This window comes from Georgenia satyanarayanai, from assembly GCF_900116375.1.
GTDB lineage: Bacteria > Actinomycetota > Actinomycetes > Actinomycetales > Actinomycetaceae > Oceanitalea > Oceanitalea nanhaiensis.
Map to the genome: position 1 here is coordinate 214,103 of NZ_UETB01000003.1, position 15,683 is coordinate 229,785.

Genomic DNA, 15,683 nt, shown 5'->3' on the forward strand with positions numbered 1-15,683 from the left:
TTACTCGACATCGAGATAAATGGGCCACACCTCCTCAGGGGTGCTGGCCGGCCACCCCCGGCTCGGCGCCGGCGACGGCGGAGACGTCACCGTCGTCGTCCTCGGTGGCCCGGACGTGGAGGCGGTCCACGCGCCGCCCGTCCATGGCCGCGACCGTGAGGGTGAGGCCCTCCCACTCGACGGTGTCCCCGATCTCCGGCATGCGGCCCAGGCGGGTGACGACGAAGCCGGCGAGGGTGTCGAAGGGGCCCTCGGGCAGCTCCCGGTCGAGGACCTTGGCGACGTCCGCGCGCCCGAGCAGGCCGGCCACGTCCCCGACGTCGCCGCGCGCCCGCACGCCGGGCTCGGGACGGTCGTACTCGTCGTTGATCTCCCCGACGAACTCCTCGACGACGTCCTCGAGGGTGACGATCCCGTCGGTGCCGCCGTACTCGTCGACGACGACGGCGAGGTGGGCGTTCTGGGTGCGCATGTCGGTGAGCGCGGACAGGACCCGCTTGCCGGTGGGGAAGAAGGGCACCTGGCGGACGAGGTCACCGACGACGCGGGCACCGGGCCGCACGTGGATGAGGTCGCGCACGTGGACGAAGCCGAGGACGTCGTCGTCGTTGCGGCCGCGGACGGGGTAGCGCGAGTGCTCGAGGGTGGCGACGCGCGCCTGCGCCTCGCTCACCGGCAGGTCCGCGTCGAGGAACTCCACCTCGGTGCGGGGCGTCATGATCTCCTCCACGCCGCGGTCACCGACCGCGAGGATGTCGACGACCATGTCCCGCTCCACGGCACCGATCGACTCGTGCTGGGCCACCATCGAGCGCAGCTCCTCCGCGCCGATCTCCTCGCGCTGCTCGTGCGGGTCGCGCCCGAGGAGGCGCATGACGAGGTTCGTGGAGGCACCGAGCAGCCAGATGAGCGGCCGCATGACGGTGGCGATCCAGTCCAGCGGTGTCGCGACGACGACGGCGAAGCGCTCGGCGCTCTGCATCGCCAGCCGCTTGGGCACGAGCTCGCCGAAGACCAGGGAGAGGTAGGAGATGAGCACGGTGGTGCCGACGAAGGCGACCGTGCTCGCGACCCCGCTGCCCAGCCCGAGGCTCGCCAGGGCGGGTGAGACCTGCGGCGCGATCTGGGCGGCGCCGAAGGACGCGGAGAAGAAGCCGGCGAGGGTGACGCCGATCTGCACCGAGGACAGGAAGCGGTTGGAGTCCTCGGTCAGCCGGCCCACCCGGGCACCGGGGCCGCCCTTCTCGGTCAGTGCGCGCACCTGGCTGTCACGCAGGGAGACGAGGGCGATCTCGGAGGCGGCGAAGACGCCGCCGAGCAGGACGAAGGCGAAGACGAGGGAGATGTCGACGACGAGGTCGGTCATCGGGCCATTGTCCCAGGAGCGTCGCCGTGCGCACGGGACGCCCCGGGACGTCAGGTGAGGTTGCCGGCCGGGGTCAGGTGAGGTTGCCGGCCGGGGAGAGGACGGCGAGCGCGACGGCGGCCACGAGGAGGAGGGTGACGTCGAAGCCGGTCGAGCGTGCCCGGAAGGCGGGCGGCACGCCGCGGTCGGTGCCGCGGACGACGGCGAGCGCCGCGCACACCGCCGCGAGGACGAGCGCGGCCGACGGCACGTCGACGAGCACCGCCGTGACGCCCGCGGCAAGCGTGCCGAGGACGACGAGCCACAGCACCGCCGTGCCCGCGCCGCGCGTGGAGTCCATGGCGACGAGGCTACCGTGGGCGGGTGACCCTCCCCTCCCTCCCTACCCGGGTGGCCGTCGTCGGCACCGGGCTGGCCGGCCTGCGGACGGCCGCCGAGCTGCGCGGCCAGGGCTTCAGCGGGCACCTCACCGTCGTCGGGGAGGAACGGGTCGCGCCCTACGACCGGCCGCCGCTGAGCAAGGAGCTCCTCACCCGCACCGAGCCCGTCGACCTCGCCGGTGAGGGCTACGGCGACCTCGCCGCACTCGCCGACGACCTCCTCACCGGCCACCGCGCCGTCGCCCTGGACGCCGACGACGGCGGCGCCCGCCTCACCGTGGCGGGACCGGCGGGGACGCGGGAGGTGGCGGCCGACGTCGTCGTCGCCGCGACGGGCGCGAGTCCCGTCGTCGTGCCGGGCTGGACCGACGTCCTCACCCTCCACGACCTCGACGACGCCGCGCGCCTACGCGGCCTGCTGCGGCCGGGGACCCGGTTGGCCGTCATCGGCGCGGGCTGGGTGGGCGCGGAGCTCGCCACGGTCGCGGCCGCGGCGGGCGTGGACGTCACGGTGCTCGAGGGCGGCCCGGTGCCGCTCGGGCACGTGCTCGGCCCGCGCGTGGGCGAGCTGCTCCTGCCCTGGTACGCCGAGCGCGGGATCGCGCTGCGCTGCGGTGCCACGGTGACCACGGCCGACGCGGGCGGGCTGGGGCTGACCGACGGCTCGCGGGTGGCGGCCGACGTCGTCGTCGCGGCCGTCGGGGTGCGGCCGAGCACCGGCTGGCTGTCCGGCTCGCTGCCGCTCAGCGCGCGGGGGGCGGTGCCCGTGGACCTCACCGGGCGGGTGCGCGGCGGGCCTGCGTCCGCGCGCGCGGTCGGGGACTGCGCGGACCGCCACTCCCCCCGCGACGGCGTCGTGCCGGGCGCCCACTGGGACGGCGCGCTGTCGCACCCCGCCGCGCTCGTCGCGGACCTGCTCGGCGCGGCCGAGGGTCCTGCGCCGGACCCGGCCCCCTACGTCTTCTCCACCCAGCTCGGGCGCGAGCTCACCGTCGTCGGGCACGTGCCGCCGGGTGCGGAGGTCGTGCTGCGCGGGGAGCCCGGCGCCGGTCCGTGGACCGCGCTGTACGTCGTCCCGGACGCCGACGGCGCCCCACGGCTGCACGCGGGTCTCACCGTGGACCGCCCCCGCGACGTCGGGGCGCTGCGCAAGGCTCTGTCGGGCGCCGAGCACCCGGTCCTCAACCCGGCTGCCGCCGCCGACCCGGCCACCCAGCTCCGCAAGACCCTCACCTGACGGCGAGCACTTCCCCCGCCCCCAACTCCCCCTCCCGCCGAGAGCTGAGTTGTTACCGACACCCCCTCACGCCGAGAGCTGAGTTGTCACCGACACCCCCTCGCGCCGAGGTGGGTCGTGACGGACGGGGGCCGCGGAACACGTCGGCTGTCGGTAACAACTCAGCGCTCGGCGACAAGTCGGCTCTGGCGACACGTCGGCTGCCGGTAACAACTCAGCGCTCGGCGAGAAGTCGGCGCTGGGAGACACGTCGGCTGGTGTCGACTGTCAGTGGGCGAAGTGGCGGGTGCCGGTGAGGTACATCGTCACGCCGGCCGCCTGGGCCGCGGCGACGACCTCCTCGTCACGGATCGAGCCGCCGGGCTGGACGACGGCGCGCACGCCGGCGTCGAGCAGCACCTGCAGGCCGTCGGCGAAGGGGAAGAACGCGTCGGAGGCCGCGACGGCGCCGCGTGCGCGCTCCTGCCCCTCCCCCAGCGCGTTGGCCCGCTCCACCGCGAGACGGCAGGAGTCGACCCGGTTGACCTGCCCCATGCCCACGCCCACGCTCGCGCCGCCGGCGGCGAGGAGGATGGCGTTGGACCGCACGGCGCGCACCGAGCGCCACGCGAAGACGAGGTCGGAGAGCGTGGCCGGGTCGGCGGGCTCACCGGCGGCGAGCGTCCAGCCGCTCGGGTCGTCGCCGGGCGCGTCGACGAGGTCGCTGGCCTGGACGAGCAGCCCGCCGCTGATGGCGCGCATCTCCAGGGCCGGCCGGGCACCCTCGGGCACGACGAGCAGGCGGATGTTCTTCTTCGCGGAGAGGATCTCCACGGCCTCCGGCTCGAAGGCCGGCGCGACGACGACCTCGGTGAACACCGGGGCGATCTGCGCGGCGGCCTCGGCGGTCACCGGACGGTTGGCGGCGATGACGCCGCCGAAGGCGGAGACCGGGTCGCAGGCGTGTGCGGCAGCGTGGGCGGCCGCGATCGTGGCACCCACCGCGATCCCGCAGGGGTTGGCGTGCTTGATGATCGCCACGGCCGGGTCGGCGTGGTCGTGCGCGGCCCGCCAGGCGGCGTCGGCGTCGACGTAGTTGTTGTAGCTCATCGCCTTGCCGTGCAGCTGCTCCGCGGCGGCCAGCCCCGGCTCGCCGGTGCGGTACAGCGCGGCGGCCTGGTGCGGGTTCTCGCCGTAGCGCAGCACGTCGGCCCGCTGCCACGTGGCACCGGTCCACGCCGGGAAGCGGCTCTCGTCGTCGGGTGCGACGACGTTGCCCAGCCACGACGCGACGGCGACGTCGTAGTCGGCCGTGTGCCGGAAGGCGGCGGTCGCGAGGTGGCGGCGCTGCTCGAGGGTGAAGCCGCCCGCGGCGACGGCCGCGGTCACGTCGTCGTACCCGGAGGGGTCGACGACGACGGCGACGCTCGCGTGGTTCTTCGCCGCGGCCCGGACCATCGTCGGCCCGCCGATGTCGATCTGCTCGACGCACTCCTCGGGCGCCGCGCCGGAGGCCACCGTGTCGGTGAAGGGGTAGAGGTTGACAACGACGAGCTCGAACGGCGCCACGCCGAGCTCCTCGAGCTCGCGGACGTGGCCGTCCTTGCGCAGGTCGGCGAGAATCCCGGCGTGGACGCGCGGGTGGAGGGTCTTGACGCGGCCGTCGAGGCACTCGGGGAAGCCGGTCACCTCCTCCACCGGCGTGACGGGCACACCCGCGGCGGCGATGGTGCGGGCGGTGGAGCCGGTCGAGACGATCTCCACGCCGGCGGCGTGGAGGGCCTGCGCGAGGGGCTCGAGGCCCGTCTTGTCGTAGACGGAGACGAGGGCACGGCGGATGGGACGCGTGTCGGTCACGAGGTCACTCCTGGGTTCGCTGGTATCGGACCCGGGCACCCAGGCGGGCGGCACCCTGCAGGGGACTTCCGGCCGCTTCCCGGTGGTGACTCCACCTCTGCGCCAGTCACGGCCACGGTCGAGTCTACCGGTCGGTCCTCAGCCCTCGGGACGGCGGTGCTCGACGGGCAGGGACCGGTGGGCCCACCACGCCTCCTGGGCCTCCTCGCGGGTGCCACCCGGGTGCGCGGCGAACCACTCGCGGGTGAAGCGGTTGTACTCGAACTGCTCCCCGATCTGCCCCGGCGGCACGCCGCGGGTCCGGTGCCAGTGCGCCACCGCCTCGGCGAGCGTGCGGCCCTCGCCGTGGGCGACGAAGTCGCGCATGTGCTCGTCGAACCGGAAGCCCGGGCCGATCTGCTCGGCGAAGAAGTGCCGCAGCACCTGGCTGCACCGCTGGCCGGCCGGGATCACGGTGTGCGGACCCACCGGGGCGGCGAGCTGCCTCCCCGCCGCTCGCCGCGGGGCGGGGGCGGGCGCCTGCTCGCCGTCGAGTGCTGCGGCCACCCTCCCGAGGAGCTCCTCCTTGCCGCCGCTGCGGGACACCCCCAGCACCGCGGCCAGCTCCTGGAGCTCGGTACGCAGCCAGTACCAGCGGCGCAGCTCGGCACCGCTGCGCACGGCCGTGAGGGCCGGTCGTGCCTCGTCCACCGGCTCAGCCGTCGACGACGACGCGGCGGCCCTCGACCCGCCACGGCAGGCGCGCGAGGCGGCCCACCTGCTCGACGAGCTGGGCACGCTCGGCCACCTTGATCCGCTCGGTGAGGGTCTCCACCGTGTCGTCGTCGTGGACGGGCACGGCGACCTGGGCGACGATCGCGCCCGTGTCCACGCCCTCGTCGACGACGAAGAGCGTGGCCCCGGCGATCTTCACCCCGTACTCCAGGGCGTCGCGCGGGCCGTTGATGCCGGCGAAGGCGGGCAGCAGGGAGTTGTGGGTGTTGAGGTAGCGCCCGCCGAACCGCTCGAGGAAGTGGTGCCCGCACAGCTTGAGGAAGCCGGCGGAGACGACGAGGTCGGGCTCGGCGGCCGCGACGGCCGCGGTGAGGGCGCGGTCCCAGGACTCGCGGTCGGGGTGGTCGCCGAGGCGCTCGACGAAGGTGGGGACCCCGGCCTGCTCGGCGAGCGCGAGCCCGCCGGCCGAGAGCCGGTCAGCACCGACGGCCACGACCTCGATGCCGTAGCCCGGTTCCCGGGCCGCGTCGAGGAGGGCGGCGAGGTTGGATCCCCCGCCGGAGATGAGGACGACGACTCGTGTGGGCACGTGCCGAGGGTAGTGGGCCGGAGTGGAACACTGGGCCCATGTCCCGCGACCAGCCCGCTGCGCCGCCTAACGAGGAGGCGGTGCGAGCCGCGACCCGGCCGGTGCTGTGGTTCTCCGTCGTCCTGCTCGTGGGTCTGTGGCTCTCGGTGACCCGCCCGCCGTGGCCGTTGCCGCTGGTGCCGGGGCTGCTCGGGCTGCTCGCCGTCGTGCTCGGCGTCGTCGGCCTGGTGCGGATGCGGCGGGCGCGCGTGGGCGGGGCGATGGTGGTGCTCGTCGTCGTCGGGCTCGGCATCGCCGCGGCGATGGTGCTCCTCACCGGTCTGCAGGCCCTCCTGTGGCCGGTCTACGCCGACTTCTACGCCTGCCTGGACCGCGCGCTCACCCACCAGGCGGAGGCCGCCTGCCTCACCGGGCTCGAGGAGCGTGCCCAGCGGATGATCCTGCGGCCCTGACCGCCTCGGGAAGCGGGATGGCCCGAACGCTCCTAGCGTGGACGGCGAAACCCCAGACCCAAGGAGGCACCCCCATGGCCCAGCTGACGAACAAGACCGTCGCGTTCCTCGCCACCAACGGCTTCGAGGACTCCGAGCTCACCGCCCCCTGGGAGGCGGTGACCTCCCAGGGCGCCAAGGCCGTGCTCATCTCCCCGGAGTCCGGCGCGATCACCGGCAAGAACGGCCACGAGCAGCAGGTGGACCTCACCACCGCCGAGGCCACCCCTGACCAGTACCACGCGCTCGTCCTGCCCGGCGGCGTCGTCAACGGGGACAAGCTCCGCATGGACGACGCGGCGGTCGCCTTCGTCCGGGAGGTCTTCAACCAGCACAAGCCGGTCGGCGTCATCTGCCACGGCGGCTGGATCCTCACCGACGCCGAGGTCCTCCAGGGCCGCACGCTCACGTCCTACCCGAGCCTCAAGACCGACCTCAAGAACGCCGGGGCCACCTGGGTGGACGAGGAGGTCGTCGTCGACGCCGGGCTCGTCTCCAGCCGCGTGCCGGACGACCTGCCGGCCTTCTGCGACAAGCTCGTCGAGGAGATCGGCGAGGGCGAGCACGAGGGCCAGACGGCCTGACCTACTCGGGCGAGTCGGACGGCGGCGTGGGCGCGGAGCCCTCGCCGCCGTCGTCGTCCGTGCGGCTCACCCTGGCGCGCAGGGCACGCGAGCCGCGCCCGACGGCGTCGTGGACCTGCGGGTGCAGGGCGAGGAGGACGACGACGGCGCCCACGGTGGTCTGCCAGGCGAGGGCACCGGCAAGGGACGGCGCCGAGACTCCCACGGTCGCGAGGCGGCCGGGCCCGATGCTGCCGGAGGCCGCCACGGCGAGGAGTGCGCCGAGGACCGCGAGGGTGGCGGCGGCGACGACGCCGCTCAGTGCTGCCTGCCACCAGCGCTCCTGGAAGCGGCTGCGGTGCAGCCACGCCCCGACGGCCGCACCGACGAGGACGGGCACGAGCACGACGAGCCCGAGTCCCGGCGCGCCCGGCTCGGGGAGCATCCCGAGCACGGGGAAGGCCGGCAGCGGGGCCGTGACGACCTCGCTCGGGGAGAACAGTGTCCCCTGCCCGACGGTGAAACCGGGTCCGCTGAGCCAGGCCAGCGACCACACGGCCATGGTCGGCAGGTAGGCGAGCTGGCCGAGGAGCAGGACGACGGTGCCGAGCCGGCCGGGCGCGAGCGCCTCGTGGAGCTCGAGGACGGTGACGATGCCGCGCACCAGCCCCACGGCGAGGACGAGGACGGCGAGGGCGAGCAGGGCGGCGAGAGCGAGCCACGCGCCGCGCACACCGGCGCGCGCCCAGTCCGGCGTGGCCTCGCGCAGGCGCAGCCACCACGCGGGCCCCGGCGTGCGCGCGCGCCACAGCGCGAGGACGAGGGCAGCGCCGCCGATGACCAGGGCGACGAGTGCGACCACGGGCCGGGCGGCGGGTCCGGGTACGACGGCCGAGAGGCCGAGCACGCTGAGCACGAAGCCGCCCAGGGCGAAGGAGGCGGTGGCCGGGCGGCGCAGCCGCGCGCGGCGGGCGCCGCCGTAGACGAGAGCCGCGCTGAGGAGGCTCGTCCCGAGCGGGGCGAGGGAGACGACGCCCGCCTCCCCGACGTCGACGGCCGCCCCGTGGCCGAGCAGCCACACGCCGGTGCCGATGGCCGCGGCATCCGTCCAGCTGGCCTCACCCAGCAGGGGTGCGGCGGCGGTGGCGACGTAGCTGGCGACCGTCGGCACGACGACGAGCAGCCAGCTGATGATCGCGGCCTCGATCCCCGCGAGGGTGGCACGCAGCCAGGCCTCGGGGAGCCGGGGCGCGCGGCGGGCGGGGCCGCTCACCTGGGGGTGGACCGTCGTCGTCATCTGCCCCATCGTCGGTGACCGGACGGCGTGGGCGCGCGAAGGCGGCGGCGTGTCGTGGCGATGTGTCCGATCCCCGCCACCCTGCCGGCGGCGCGCCCGTGGCCGGACGGACGACGGCCCGCCGCGCAGGTGCGCGACGGGCCGCCGTCAGGTGCGTGCAGGCTCAGCCCTGGAGCAGCTCGCGGGCCAGGCGCGCGGTCTCGCTCGGGGTCTTGCCGACCTTGACGCCGGCGGCCTCCAGGGCCTCCTTCTTCGCCTCGGCCGTGCCGGAGGAGCCGGAGACGATGGCGCCGGCGTGGCCCATCGTCTTGCCCTCGGGCGCGGTGAACCCGGCGACGTAGCCGACGACGGGCTTGGTGACGTTCTCCTTGATGAACGCCGCGGCCCGCTCCTCGGCGTCGCCGCCGATCTCACCGATCATGACGACGAGCTCGGTGTCGGGGTCCGCCTCGAAGGCCGCGAGGGCGTCGATGTGGGTGGTCCCGATGACCGGGTCCCCGCCGATGCCGATCGCGGTGGTGAAGCCGATGTCCCGCAGCTCGAACATCATCTGGTAGGTCAGCGTGCCGGACTTGGACACGAGGCCGATGCGGCCCGGGCCGGTGATGTCCGCGGGCGTGATGCCGACGTTGGACTTCCCGGGGCTGATGATGCCGGGGCAGTTCGGGCCGATGAGGCGCACGCCCTTGCTCTGCGCGTAGGCGAAGAACTCGGCGGTGTCGGCCACCGGGACGCCCTCGGTGATGATGACGACGAGCGGCATGCCGGCGTCGACGGCCTCGATGACGGCCGCCTTGGTGAAGGCCGGCGGGACGAAGACGACGGACACGTTGGCGCCGGAGGCCTCCATCGCCTCGGTCACGGTGCCGTACACCGGGACGGACACGGTGCCGCCGGTACGGTCCTCGGCGCCCGGGCCGATCGGGGTGACGTCGAAGTCGACGCTCGTGCCGGCCTTGCGCGGGTTGACGCCGCCGACGATCTGGGTGCCCGAGCCGAGCATCCGGCGGGTGTGCTTCTGCCCCTCGGCACCGGTCATGCCCTGGACGATGACGCGCGAGTTCGCGTCGAGGAAGATCGACATGCTGTTTGTCCCGTCCTTACTTCGCGAGCTCGGCGGCCTTGGCCGCGGCGTCGTCCATCGTGTCCACCATGGTGACCAGCGGGTGGTTGGCCTCGTCGAGGATCCGGCGGCCCTCGACGACGTTGTTGCCGTCCAGGCGGACGACGAGCGGCTTGGTGGCGGAGTCGCCGAGGATCTCCAGCGCCTGGACGATGCCGCTGGCGACCTCGTCGCACGCGGTGATGCCGCCGAAGACGTTGACGAAGACGCTCTTGACCTGCTCGTCACCGAGGATGACGTCCAGCCCGTTGGCCATGACCTCGGCGTTCGCGCCGCCACCGATGTCGAGGAAGTTCGCCGGGCCGACGCCGTACTGCTCGCCCGCGTAGGCGACGACGTCGAGGGTGCTCATGACCAGCCCCGCACCGTTGCCGATGATGCCGACCTCGCCGTCGAGCTTGACGTAGTTGAGGCCCAGGCCCTTGGCCTTGGCCTCGAGCGGGTCGGCCGCGTCCTTGTCCTCGAGCTCGGCGTGCTCGGCGTGACGGAAGGCGGCGTTCTCGTCGATCGTCACCTTGCCGTCCAGCGCGATGATCGCGCCGTCCTCGGTGCGCACGAGCGGGTTGACCTCGACGAGCGTCGCGTCCTCGTTCGCGTAGACCGTCCACAGCTTCTGGACGACGTCGACGACGGCGTCGGCCACGTCAGCGGCGAAGCCGGCGGCCTGGACGATCTCCTTGGCCTTGGCCTCGTCGATGCCGACCATCGGGTCGACGGCCACGCGCGCCAGCGCCTCGGGGCGCTCGATGGCCAGCTGCTCGATCTCCACGCCGCCCTCGACGCTGGCCATGGCCAGGTAACGACGCTCGGCGCGGTCCAGGAGCACCGAGAAGTAGAACTCCTCGGCGATCTTGGCGCCCTCGGCGATCATCACGCGGTGGACGGTGTGGCCCTTGATGTCCATGCCGAGGATCTCGGCCGCGCGTGCCTCGGCCTCCTCGGGGCTGTGGGCGAGCTTGACGCCGCCCGCCTTGCCTCGGCCGCCGGTCTTGACCTGCGCCTTGACGACGACGGTCCCGCCGCCCAGCTGCTCGGCCGCGGCACGTGCCTCCGCCGGCGTGGTCGCCACGATCCCGCCCAGGACGGGTACCCCGTGCTTCTCGAACACGTCCCGTGCCTGGTACTCGAAAAGGTCCACCAGGTCAGTCCTCTCATCGCCGTCTCTCGGAATGCCTCGACATCGAGACATCTCCCTCCACTGTACCCGCCGTGGCAGCCGCAGGCCCACCGGGCCGGAGCTCGCCGGGCCGGCCGACCCTGACCTCCCCGGTTGTCCTCCGGCCTCCCCCACCGGCTCACGGTGGGAGGAGGACAACCGGGGAAGTCAGCGGCACGCAGGCGCGCGCCCGGGCGAGCCGGGGGCGCCGGCACCCGGTCAGACGAAGCTGGCGGAGGCCTCGTCCAGACGCTGCACCTGCTCCGCGGTGAGCTCCAGGGCCACCGCGGCGAAGAGCTGGTCGAGCTGCGCGGTGCTCGTGGCGGCGGCGAGCGGGGCGGTGACCTTGCCGTTCGCCGTCGCCCACGCGAGGGCGACGGCGGCCGGCTCGGTGCCGTGCTCGGCGGCGACGGCGTCGAGCACGTCCAGGACCCGCAGCCCCTCGGGGGTGAGGTAGCGCTTGACGGCGCCGCCGCGGGCGCGGCCCTCGGTGTCCGCCTCGCTGCGGTACTTGCCGGTGAGGAAGCCGCCGGCGAGGACCTGGTAGGGGAAGACGGACATGCCCAGCCGCTGGGCGACGCCGGCCAGGCCGGTCTCGTACTCGCGGGACACGAGGGAGTAGCGCGGCTGGAGGGCGACGGGCCTGGCGAAGCCGTTCTCCTCGCAGGCCCGGAACCACTCCTCGATCGCGGCGACGGAGAAGTTGGACAGGGCGACGGCGCGGACCTTGCCCTCGGTGACGAGACGGTCGAAGGCCGCGGCGCTCTCGACGATCGGCGTCTCGTCGTCCTGGTAGTGCGCGTAGAAGAGGTCGATGTGGTCGGTCTGCAGGCGGCGCAGGGAGTCCTCGGCACCGCGGACGACCGTCTGCGGCGCCAGGCCGAGGAGGTCGGGCTTGCCGGAGACCTTGGTGGCGATGACGACGTCGTCGCGGTTGCGGCGGCCGGCCAGCCACTGGCCGATGATCGTCTCGGACTCCCCGCCGCCGTTGCCCGGCACCCAGTAGGAGTACATGTCGGCGGTGTCGATGAAGGTGCCGCCGCGCTCGACGAAGCCGTCGAGCACCGTGTGGAACTGCTTCGGGTCACCGGGGTCGTTGAAGGTGTTGGTGCCCAGGCCGAGCGGGGAGACGCGCAGGTCGGAGCGGCCGACGGGCAGGGCGGTGGTGGTCTCGGTCATGAGGGTCCTTTCGGTGGGGTGGTCGTGGCCGTGAGGACGCGCCTCAGCCCGGCGGGTCCGGGTCGACGGTCAGTCGCGACGGAGGACGGCGACGAGGAAGTCGGAGTCCTCGGCGGCCGGGCGCAGGTCCCAGGTGGACAGCAGGTGGTCGGCCACCAGCCCGGCGGCGCGGGCGTCGCCGAGGAAGTCGTCGAAGTCGTAGCCGCGCCCGGCCCCGAAGCCGATGACGGCGCGACCGTCGTGCGTGAGGTGGCGAGCCATCCGGCGCAGCACCTCCCGCCGCGTGCTCGTGGCGAGGAAGGTCATGACGTTGCCGGCGCAGAGGATCGCGTCGAACGGCTCGACGATGCCCCGCGCGGGCAGGTCGAGCTCCGCGAGGTCCTCCACGAGCCACGTGGCGTCGGGGAAGTCCTCCTTCGCCGCGGCGATGAGGACGGGGTCGACGTCGACGCCGACGACGGTGTGGCCCTGCGCGGCGAGGTAGCCGCCGTGACGCCCCGGACCGCACCCGGCGTCCAGGATCCGGGCCGCGCGCGGCACCATGGCGTCGATGAGCCTCGCCTCGCCGACGACGTCCGCCCCCGAGGCCGCCATCTGCCGGAACCGCTCGACGTACCAGGTGGAGTGGTCCGGGTTGGCCTGGGTGATCTGCACCCACTTGCTCTGCTCGGTCATGCGTCCATCCTCCCCCACGGTCGCGCCGAGCCGCCGGTGGGCACGGTCTGCCGCAGGCGCCGCTGCTGTGCTGATCCGACGTCCGCGACACGCGGGCGACACGCCGGGGCGTGTGTCGATCAGCGGCCCTCGCACCGCACGTCGGATCAGGACAGCGACACCGCGAGGACCCCATCCGGTGGCGGGTCAGTGCGGACGGCGCTCGATGGACTCCTCGACGTCCTCGCCGGCGCGCTCGAGACTCGAGGCCTCCTCCTCCTCGCCACCTGCCGTGTCCGCATCCGGTCCGTCGTGCGCCGTCTCGGGCCTCTGTCGTCCCACCGTTCCCTCCTTCGTACGACTGTCCGTGTCGACGCTAGGACCGCGGCCACGGGCCTGCATCCGGGAGCCGCGGCAGCAGTCAGCAGTCAGCAGTCAGCAGTCAGGCCACACCCCCGACGACGCGCGGCGGTGGCTCCCCACGAGGTGGGTGTCGACGATCCCGACGGCCTCCATGAGCGCGAACATCGTCGTCGGGCCCACGTGCCGGAACCCGCGGGCCTTGAGCGCCCTGGCGAGCGCGACCGACCCGGGCGAGGTCGTCGGCACCTCGGCGGAGAACCGCGGCCGGGGCGTGTCGGCAGGCTGGAAGGACCAGACGAACGCGGGCAGGCCGCCGTCGGCGCGCAGGGCGACGGTCGCGCGGGCGTTGGCGATCGTCGCGTCGACCTTGCGCCGGTTGCGGACGATCCCGGCGTCGGCCATGAGACGGGTGACGTCGTCGTCGTCGAAGGCGGCGACGGCGTCGGGGTCGAAGTCGGCGAAGGCTGCGCGGAAGGCCGGGCGCTTGCGCAGGATCGTGGCCCACGAGAGACCGGACTGGAACGCCTCGAGGCTCAGGCGCTCGAACAGGCCGCGCTCGTCGCGCACCGGCATGCCCCACTCGGTGTCGTAGTACTCGCGCAGCAGCGGGTCGGAGGCGGCCCAGACCGGGCGGGCGAGGCCGTCCTCGCCGGTGACGAGGTCACTCACCCGCCGTCTCCTCGAGCAGGCGCTCGGACAGCTCGGCGAAGGCATCGGCGACGACGTCCGTGTAGAGGTGCCCGCCCTCGATGTCGGGGTGGATGCCGTCGGACTGGAGCTTGTCCGGCTCGGCGTCGATGGCCGAGTACCAGTCGGCGATGATCGCGTTGGGGTACTCGGCGACGACGTCCGCGAGCGCGGCGTTGGCCTCGGGGATCCAGTACGAGCCGCCGTAGAGGTTGACGACGACGGCCATCCGGCCCGGTCCCAGCGCGTCCAGCGCCGCCCGGACGACGTCGGGCTCGCCGACGCCCGCGTTGGTGCCGAAGTCGAGGACGACGGCGCGGCGCACCGTGCCCTGGTCCACGGCCTGCTCGATGGCGGCGAGCCCGTCGGGCCACTGGCGGTTCGACTTCGCGTCCAGCGAGATCTCCGGCCAGCGGTGGGTGAGGCCGTGGGCGCTCGTCACCATGATCGAGTCGCCGAAGCCGCTGATCTCCTCGGCGGCGGGCACGGTCCAGTCGGCGTCGACGGGCAGCGGCTCGGGTGCCTCACGCTCGACGGCGGAGGCGGCGACGAGCTCCTCGTTCGCCTCGATCTGCTGCTGGGTGAGGGACGTCGTCGGCGCGGTCGCCACCGCGACGGCGGTCGTGACGAGGAGGACGACGCCGGCCCCGCCGACCACCTGGGCGGTACGCCGGCCCCCGCGCAGGGCGGTGCGCCAGCGGCGCCAGACCCCGGTGAAGCCGTCCCGGCGCACCGGGATCTCCAGCCAGCGGTAGGAGGCGCCGGCCACCACGAGGGTGAGGACGAGCGCGAGCGCCCGGGTGGCCCAGCTGAGGGCCGAGTCGTAGGTCGTGGCGGGCAGCAGCTCGGTGAGGACGAGGATGAGGGGCCAGTGCCACAGGTAGATGCCGTAGGAGCGCTCCCCCACCCAGGCGACCGGCGGCATCCGCAGCAGCCGCTGGTAGAGGCCCACCGGCCCGAGCAGCGCCGCGACGAGCACGGCGGTGAGGAGGCAGGCGGTGAGGATGCCGCCCCGGAAGGTGAGGGCCGTGTCCTCGTGGAGGACCGTCATGAGGACGAGCAGCCCGGCGAACGCGGCCAGTGCGGCGGGCTGGCGCCAGCGCTGCCACGCCGCGGAGTGCAGCCAGCTGCGTGGGGAGGCCCAGGCGAAGGCGAGCGCCACCCCGATCATCAGCCCGAAGAGGTGGGTGTCGGTGCCGTAGTAGACGCGGGTCGCGTCCTCCCCCGCCGTGTGGAGCAGTGCCATGAGGAGCGCGGAGACGGCGGCGACACCGAGCGCGACCCGCACCCGTTGCCGGCCGGTGCTGGTGAGCGCGAGCAGGAGGCCGAGCAGCGGCGGCCACAGCAGGTAGAACTGCTCCTCCACCGCCAGGGACCAGAAGTTGACGAAGAGCAGGGGTGAGGTCTGGGCGAAGTAGCTCGAGCCCGCGCCGATCTCCAGCCAGTTGTTGGAGAAGGTCAGCGCCCCGAGCACCTGCCGGCCGATGTTGACGAGCAGGTCACCGCCCGCGACGGCCGCCAGGCTCACGCTCACGACGACGACGCTGACCAGCGCCGGCAGCAGGCGCCGTGCGCGTCGCAGCCAGAACCGCGGGAGGTCGACGCGGCCCTTCGTGCCGAGCTCCCGCAGCAGCAGGGTGGTGATGAGGAAGCCGGAGATGACGAAGAAGACGTCGACGCCGAGGAAGCCGCCCGGCAGCGAGGTGGGCCGTAGGTGGTAGACGAGCACGGCGCCGACGGCGATCGCCCGCAGTCCGTCTAGGCCGTGGATGTGCCCGGCTCTCGGAGTGGTCCGGGCGGGGGCACGACGGGAGGTCGTGCGGGCGCGCTCGGGGCGAGCCGGCGCGGCGGTCTGGGCCATCCGCCCTCCTCGACAGTCGTGTCGGGCTCAGGCTAAGTCTGCCGCGCGCGCCCTGGTGGGAGCCGCGCCGCACACCCCTCCCCCCTTTCGCACCGAGCGCTGAGTTGTTCCAAGGAACAACTCAGCGCTCGGCGGGAAGGGGCCTGTCGGTGGGAAGTGCACTGTCGGCGGGAAGTGCGCTGTCGGC

At 73.9% G+C, this 15,683-nt stretch carries 16 protein-coding genes and 1 riboswitch; of the genes, 3 read left to right on the top strand and 13 right to left on the bottom strand.

The annotated features are described in order from the left end of the window. Window positions 1–34 precede the first annotated feature (34 nt). Complete coding sequence (locus tag DSZ44_RS06745; protein ID WP_110851839.1) at window positions 35–1,366, bottom strand: hemolysin family protein; 1,332 nt, start codon at window positions 1,364–1,366, stop codon at window positions 35–37. A 73-nt stretch (window positions 1,367–1,439) separates the two neighbouring features. Further along, complete coding sequence (locus tag DSZ44_RS06750; protein ID WP_110851840.1) at window positions 1,440–1,706, bottom strand: hypothetical protein; 267 nt, start codon at window positions 1,704–1,706, stop codon at window positions 1,440–1,442. Between the two features lie 23 nt (window positions 1,707–1,729). Here DSZ44_RS06750 and DSZ44_RS06755 point away from each other — a divergent pair, with 23 nt between their 5' ends. Beyond that, window positions 1,730–2,983, top strand: coding sequence for an FAD-dependent oxidoreductase (locus DSZ44_RS06755; RefSeq protein WP_110851841.1), 1,254 nt, complete (start codon window positions 1,730–1,732; stop codon window positions 2,981–2,983). 267 nt (window positions 2,984–3,250) lie between these two features. On the opposite strand, the gene purH is transcribed toward DSZ44_RS06755, so the two are convergent. The 3 genes from purH to purN form a co-directional block, all read right to left on the bottom strand. Beyond that, window positions 3,251–4,819 (bottom strand): bifunctional phosphoribosylaminoimidazolecarboxamide formyltransferase/IMP cyclohydrolase, encoded by a 1,569-nt coding sequence (gene purH / locus DSZ44_RS06760; RefSeq protein ID WP_110851842.1) that lies wholly within the window; start codon window positions 4,817–4,819, stop codon window positions 3,251–3,253. Window positions 4,820–4,849: 30 nt separating this feature from the next. Further along, a riboswitch (ZMP/ZTP riboswitch) is annotated at window positions 4,850–4,939 on the bottom strand. A gap of 18 nt (window positions 4,940–4,957) precedes the next feature. Next, on the bottom strand, window positions 4,958–5,509 hold the full coding sequence (locus tag DSZ44_RS06765) for a DUF6434 domain-containing protein (RefSeq protein ID WP_110851843.1): 552 nt from the start codon (window positions 5,507–5,509) through the stop codon (window positions 4,958–4,960). A 4-nt stretch (window positions 5,510–5,513) separates the two neighbouring features. Next, window positions 5,514–6,122 (bottom strand): phosphoribosylglycinamide formyltransferase, encoded by a 609-nt coding sequence (gene purN / locus DSZ44_RS06770; protein WP_110851844.1) that lies wholly within the window; start codon window positions 6,120–6,122, stop codon window positions 5,514–5,516. An 80-nt stretch (window positions 6,123–6,202) separates the two neighbouring features. Here purN and DSZ44_RS06775 point away from each other — a divergent pair, with 80 nt between their 5' ends. Both DSZ44_RS06775 and DSZ44_RS06780 read left to right on the top strand, forming a co-directional pair. Further along, window positions 6,203–6,574, top strand: a complete 372-nt coding sequence (locus DSZ44_RS06775) for a hypothetical protein (protein ID WP_110851845.1) — start codon at window positions 6,203–6,205, stop codon at window positions 6,572–6,574. Window positions 6,575–6,648: 74 nt separating this feature from the next. Then, window positions 6,649–7,197, top strand: a complete 549-nt coding sequence (locus tag DSZ44_RS06780) for a type 1 glutamine amidotransferase domain-containing protein (RefSeq protein WP_110851846.1) — start codon at window positions 6,649–6,651, stop codon at window positions 7,195–7,197. 1 nt (window position 7,198) lies between these two features. Here DSZ44_RS06780 and DSZ44_RS06785 read toward each other — a convergent pair whose 3' ends face one another. The 8 genes from DSZ44_RS06785 to DSZ44_RS06815 form a co-directional block, all read right to left on the bottom strand. Beyond that, window positions 7,199–8,473, bottom strand: a complete 1,275-nt coding sequence (locus DSZ44_RS06785; RefSeq protein ID WP_110851847.1) for a cell division protein PerM — start codon at window positions 8,471–8,473, stop codon at window positions 7,199–7,201. Between the two features lie 163 nt (window positions 8,474–8,636). Beyond that, window positions 8,637–9,557 (bottom strand): succinate--CoA ligase subunit alpha, encoded by a 921-nt coding sequence (sucD, locus tag DSZ44_RS06790; protein ID WP_110851848.1) that lies wholly within the window; start codon window positions 9,555–9,557, stop codon window positions 8,637–8,639. 16 nt (window positions 9,558–9,573) lie between these two features. Continuing rightward, window positions 9,574–10,734, bottom strand: a complete 1,161-nt coding sequence (gene sucC / locus DSZ44_RS06795) for an ADP-forming succinate--CoA ligase subunit beta (protein ID WP_110851849.1) — start codon at window positions 10,732–10,734, stop codon at window positions 9,574–9,576. Window positions 10,735–10,971: 237 nt separating this feature from the next. After that, window positions 10,972–11,931, bottom strand: coding sequence for an aldo/keto reductase (locus DSZ44_RS06800; protein WP_110851850.1), 960 nt, complete (start codon window positions 11,929–11,931; stop codon window positions 10,972–10,974). 69 nt (window positions 11,932–12,000) lie between these two features. Then, window positions 12,001–12,606 carry a class I SAM-dependent methyltransferase gene (locus DSZ44_RS06805; RefSeq protein WP_110851851.1) on the bottom strand — a complete coding sequence of 202 codons (606 nt, stop codon included), beginning with the start codon at window positions 12,604–12,606 and terminating at the stop codon, window positions 12,001–12,003. Window positions 12,607–12,792: 186 nt separating this feature from the next. Then, window positions 12,793–12,927, bottom strand: a complete 135-nt coding sequence (locus tag DSZ44_RS18740) for a hypothetical protein (RefSeq protein ID WP_258369286.1) — start codon at window positions 12,925–12,927, stop codon at window positions 12,793–12,795. Between the two features lie 93 nt (window positions 12,928–13,020). Next, window positions 13,021–13,662, bottom strand: a complete 642-nt coding sequence (locus DSZ44_RS06810) for a DNA-3-methyladenine glycosylase I (RefSeq protein ID WP_110851852.1) — start codon at window positions 13,660–13,662, stop codon at window positions 13,021–13,023. Further along, window positions 13,610–15,496, bottom strand: a complete 1,887-nt coding sequence (locus DSZ44_RS06815) for an acyltransferase family protein (RefSeq protein WP_110851853.1) — start codon at window positions 15,494–15,496, stop codon at window positions 13,610–13,612. Before DSZ44_RS06815 ends, DSZ44_RS06810 begins: the two co-directional genes overlap by 53 nt. Window positions 15,497–15,683: the final 187 nt, after the last annotated feature.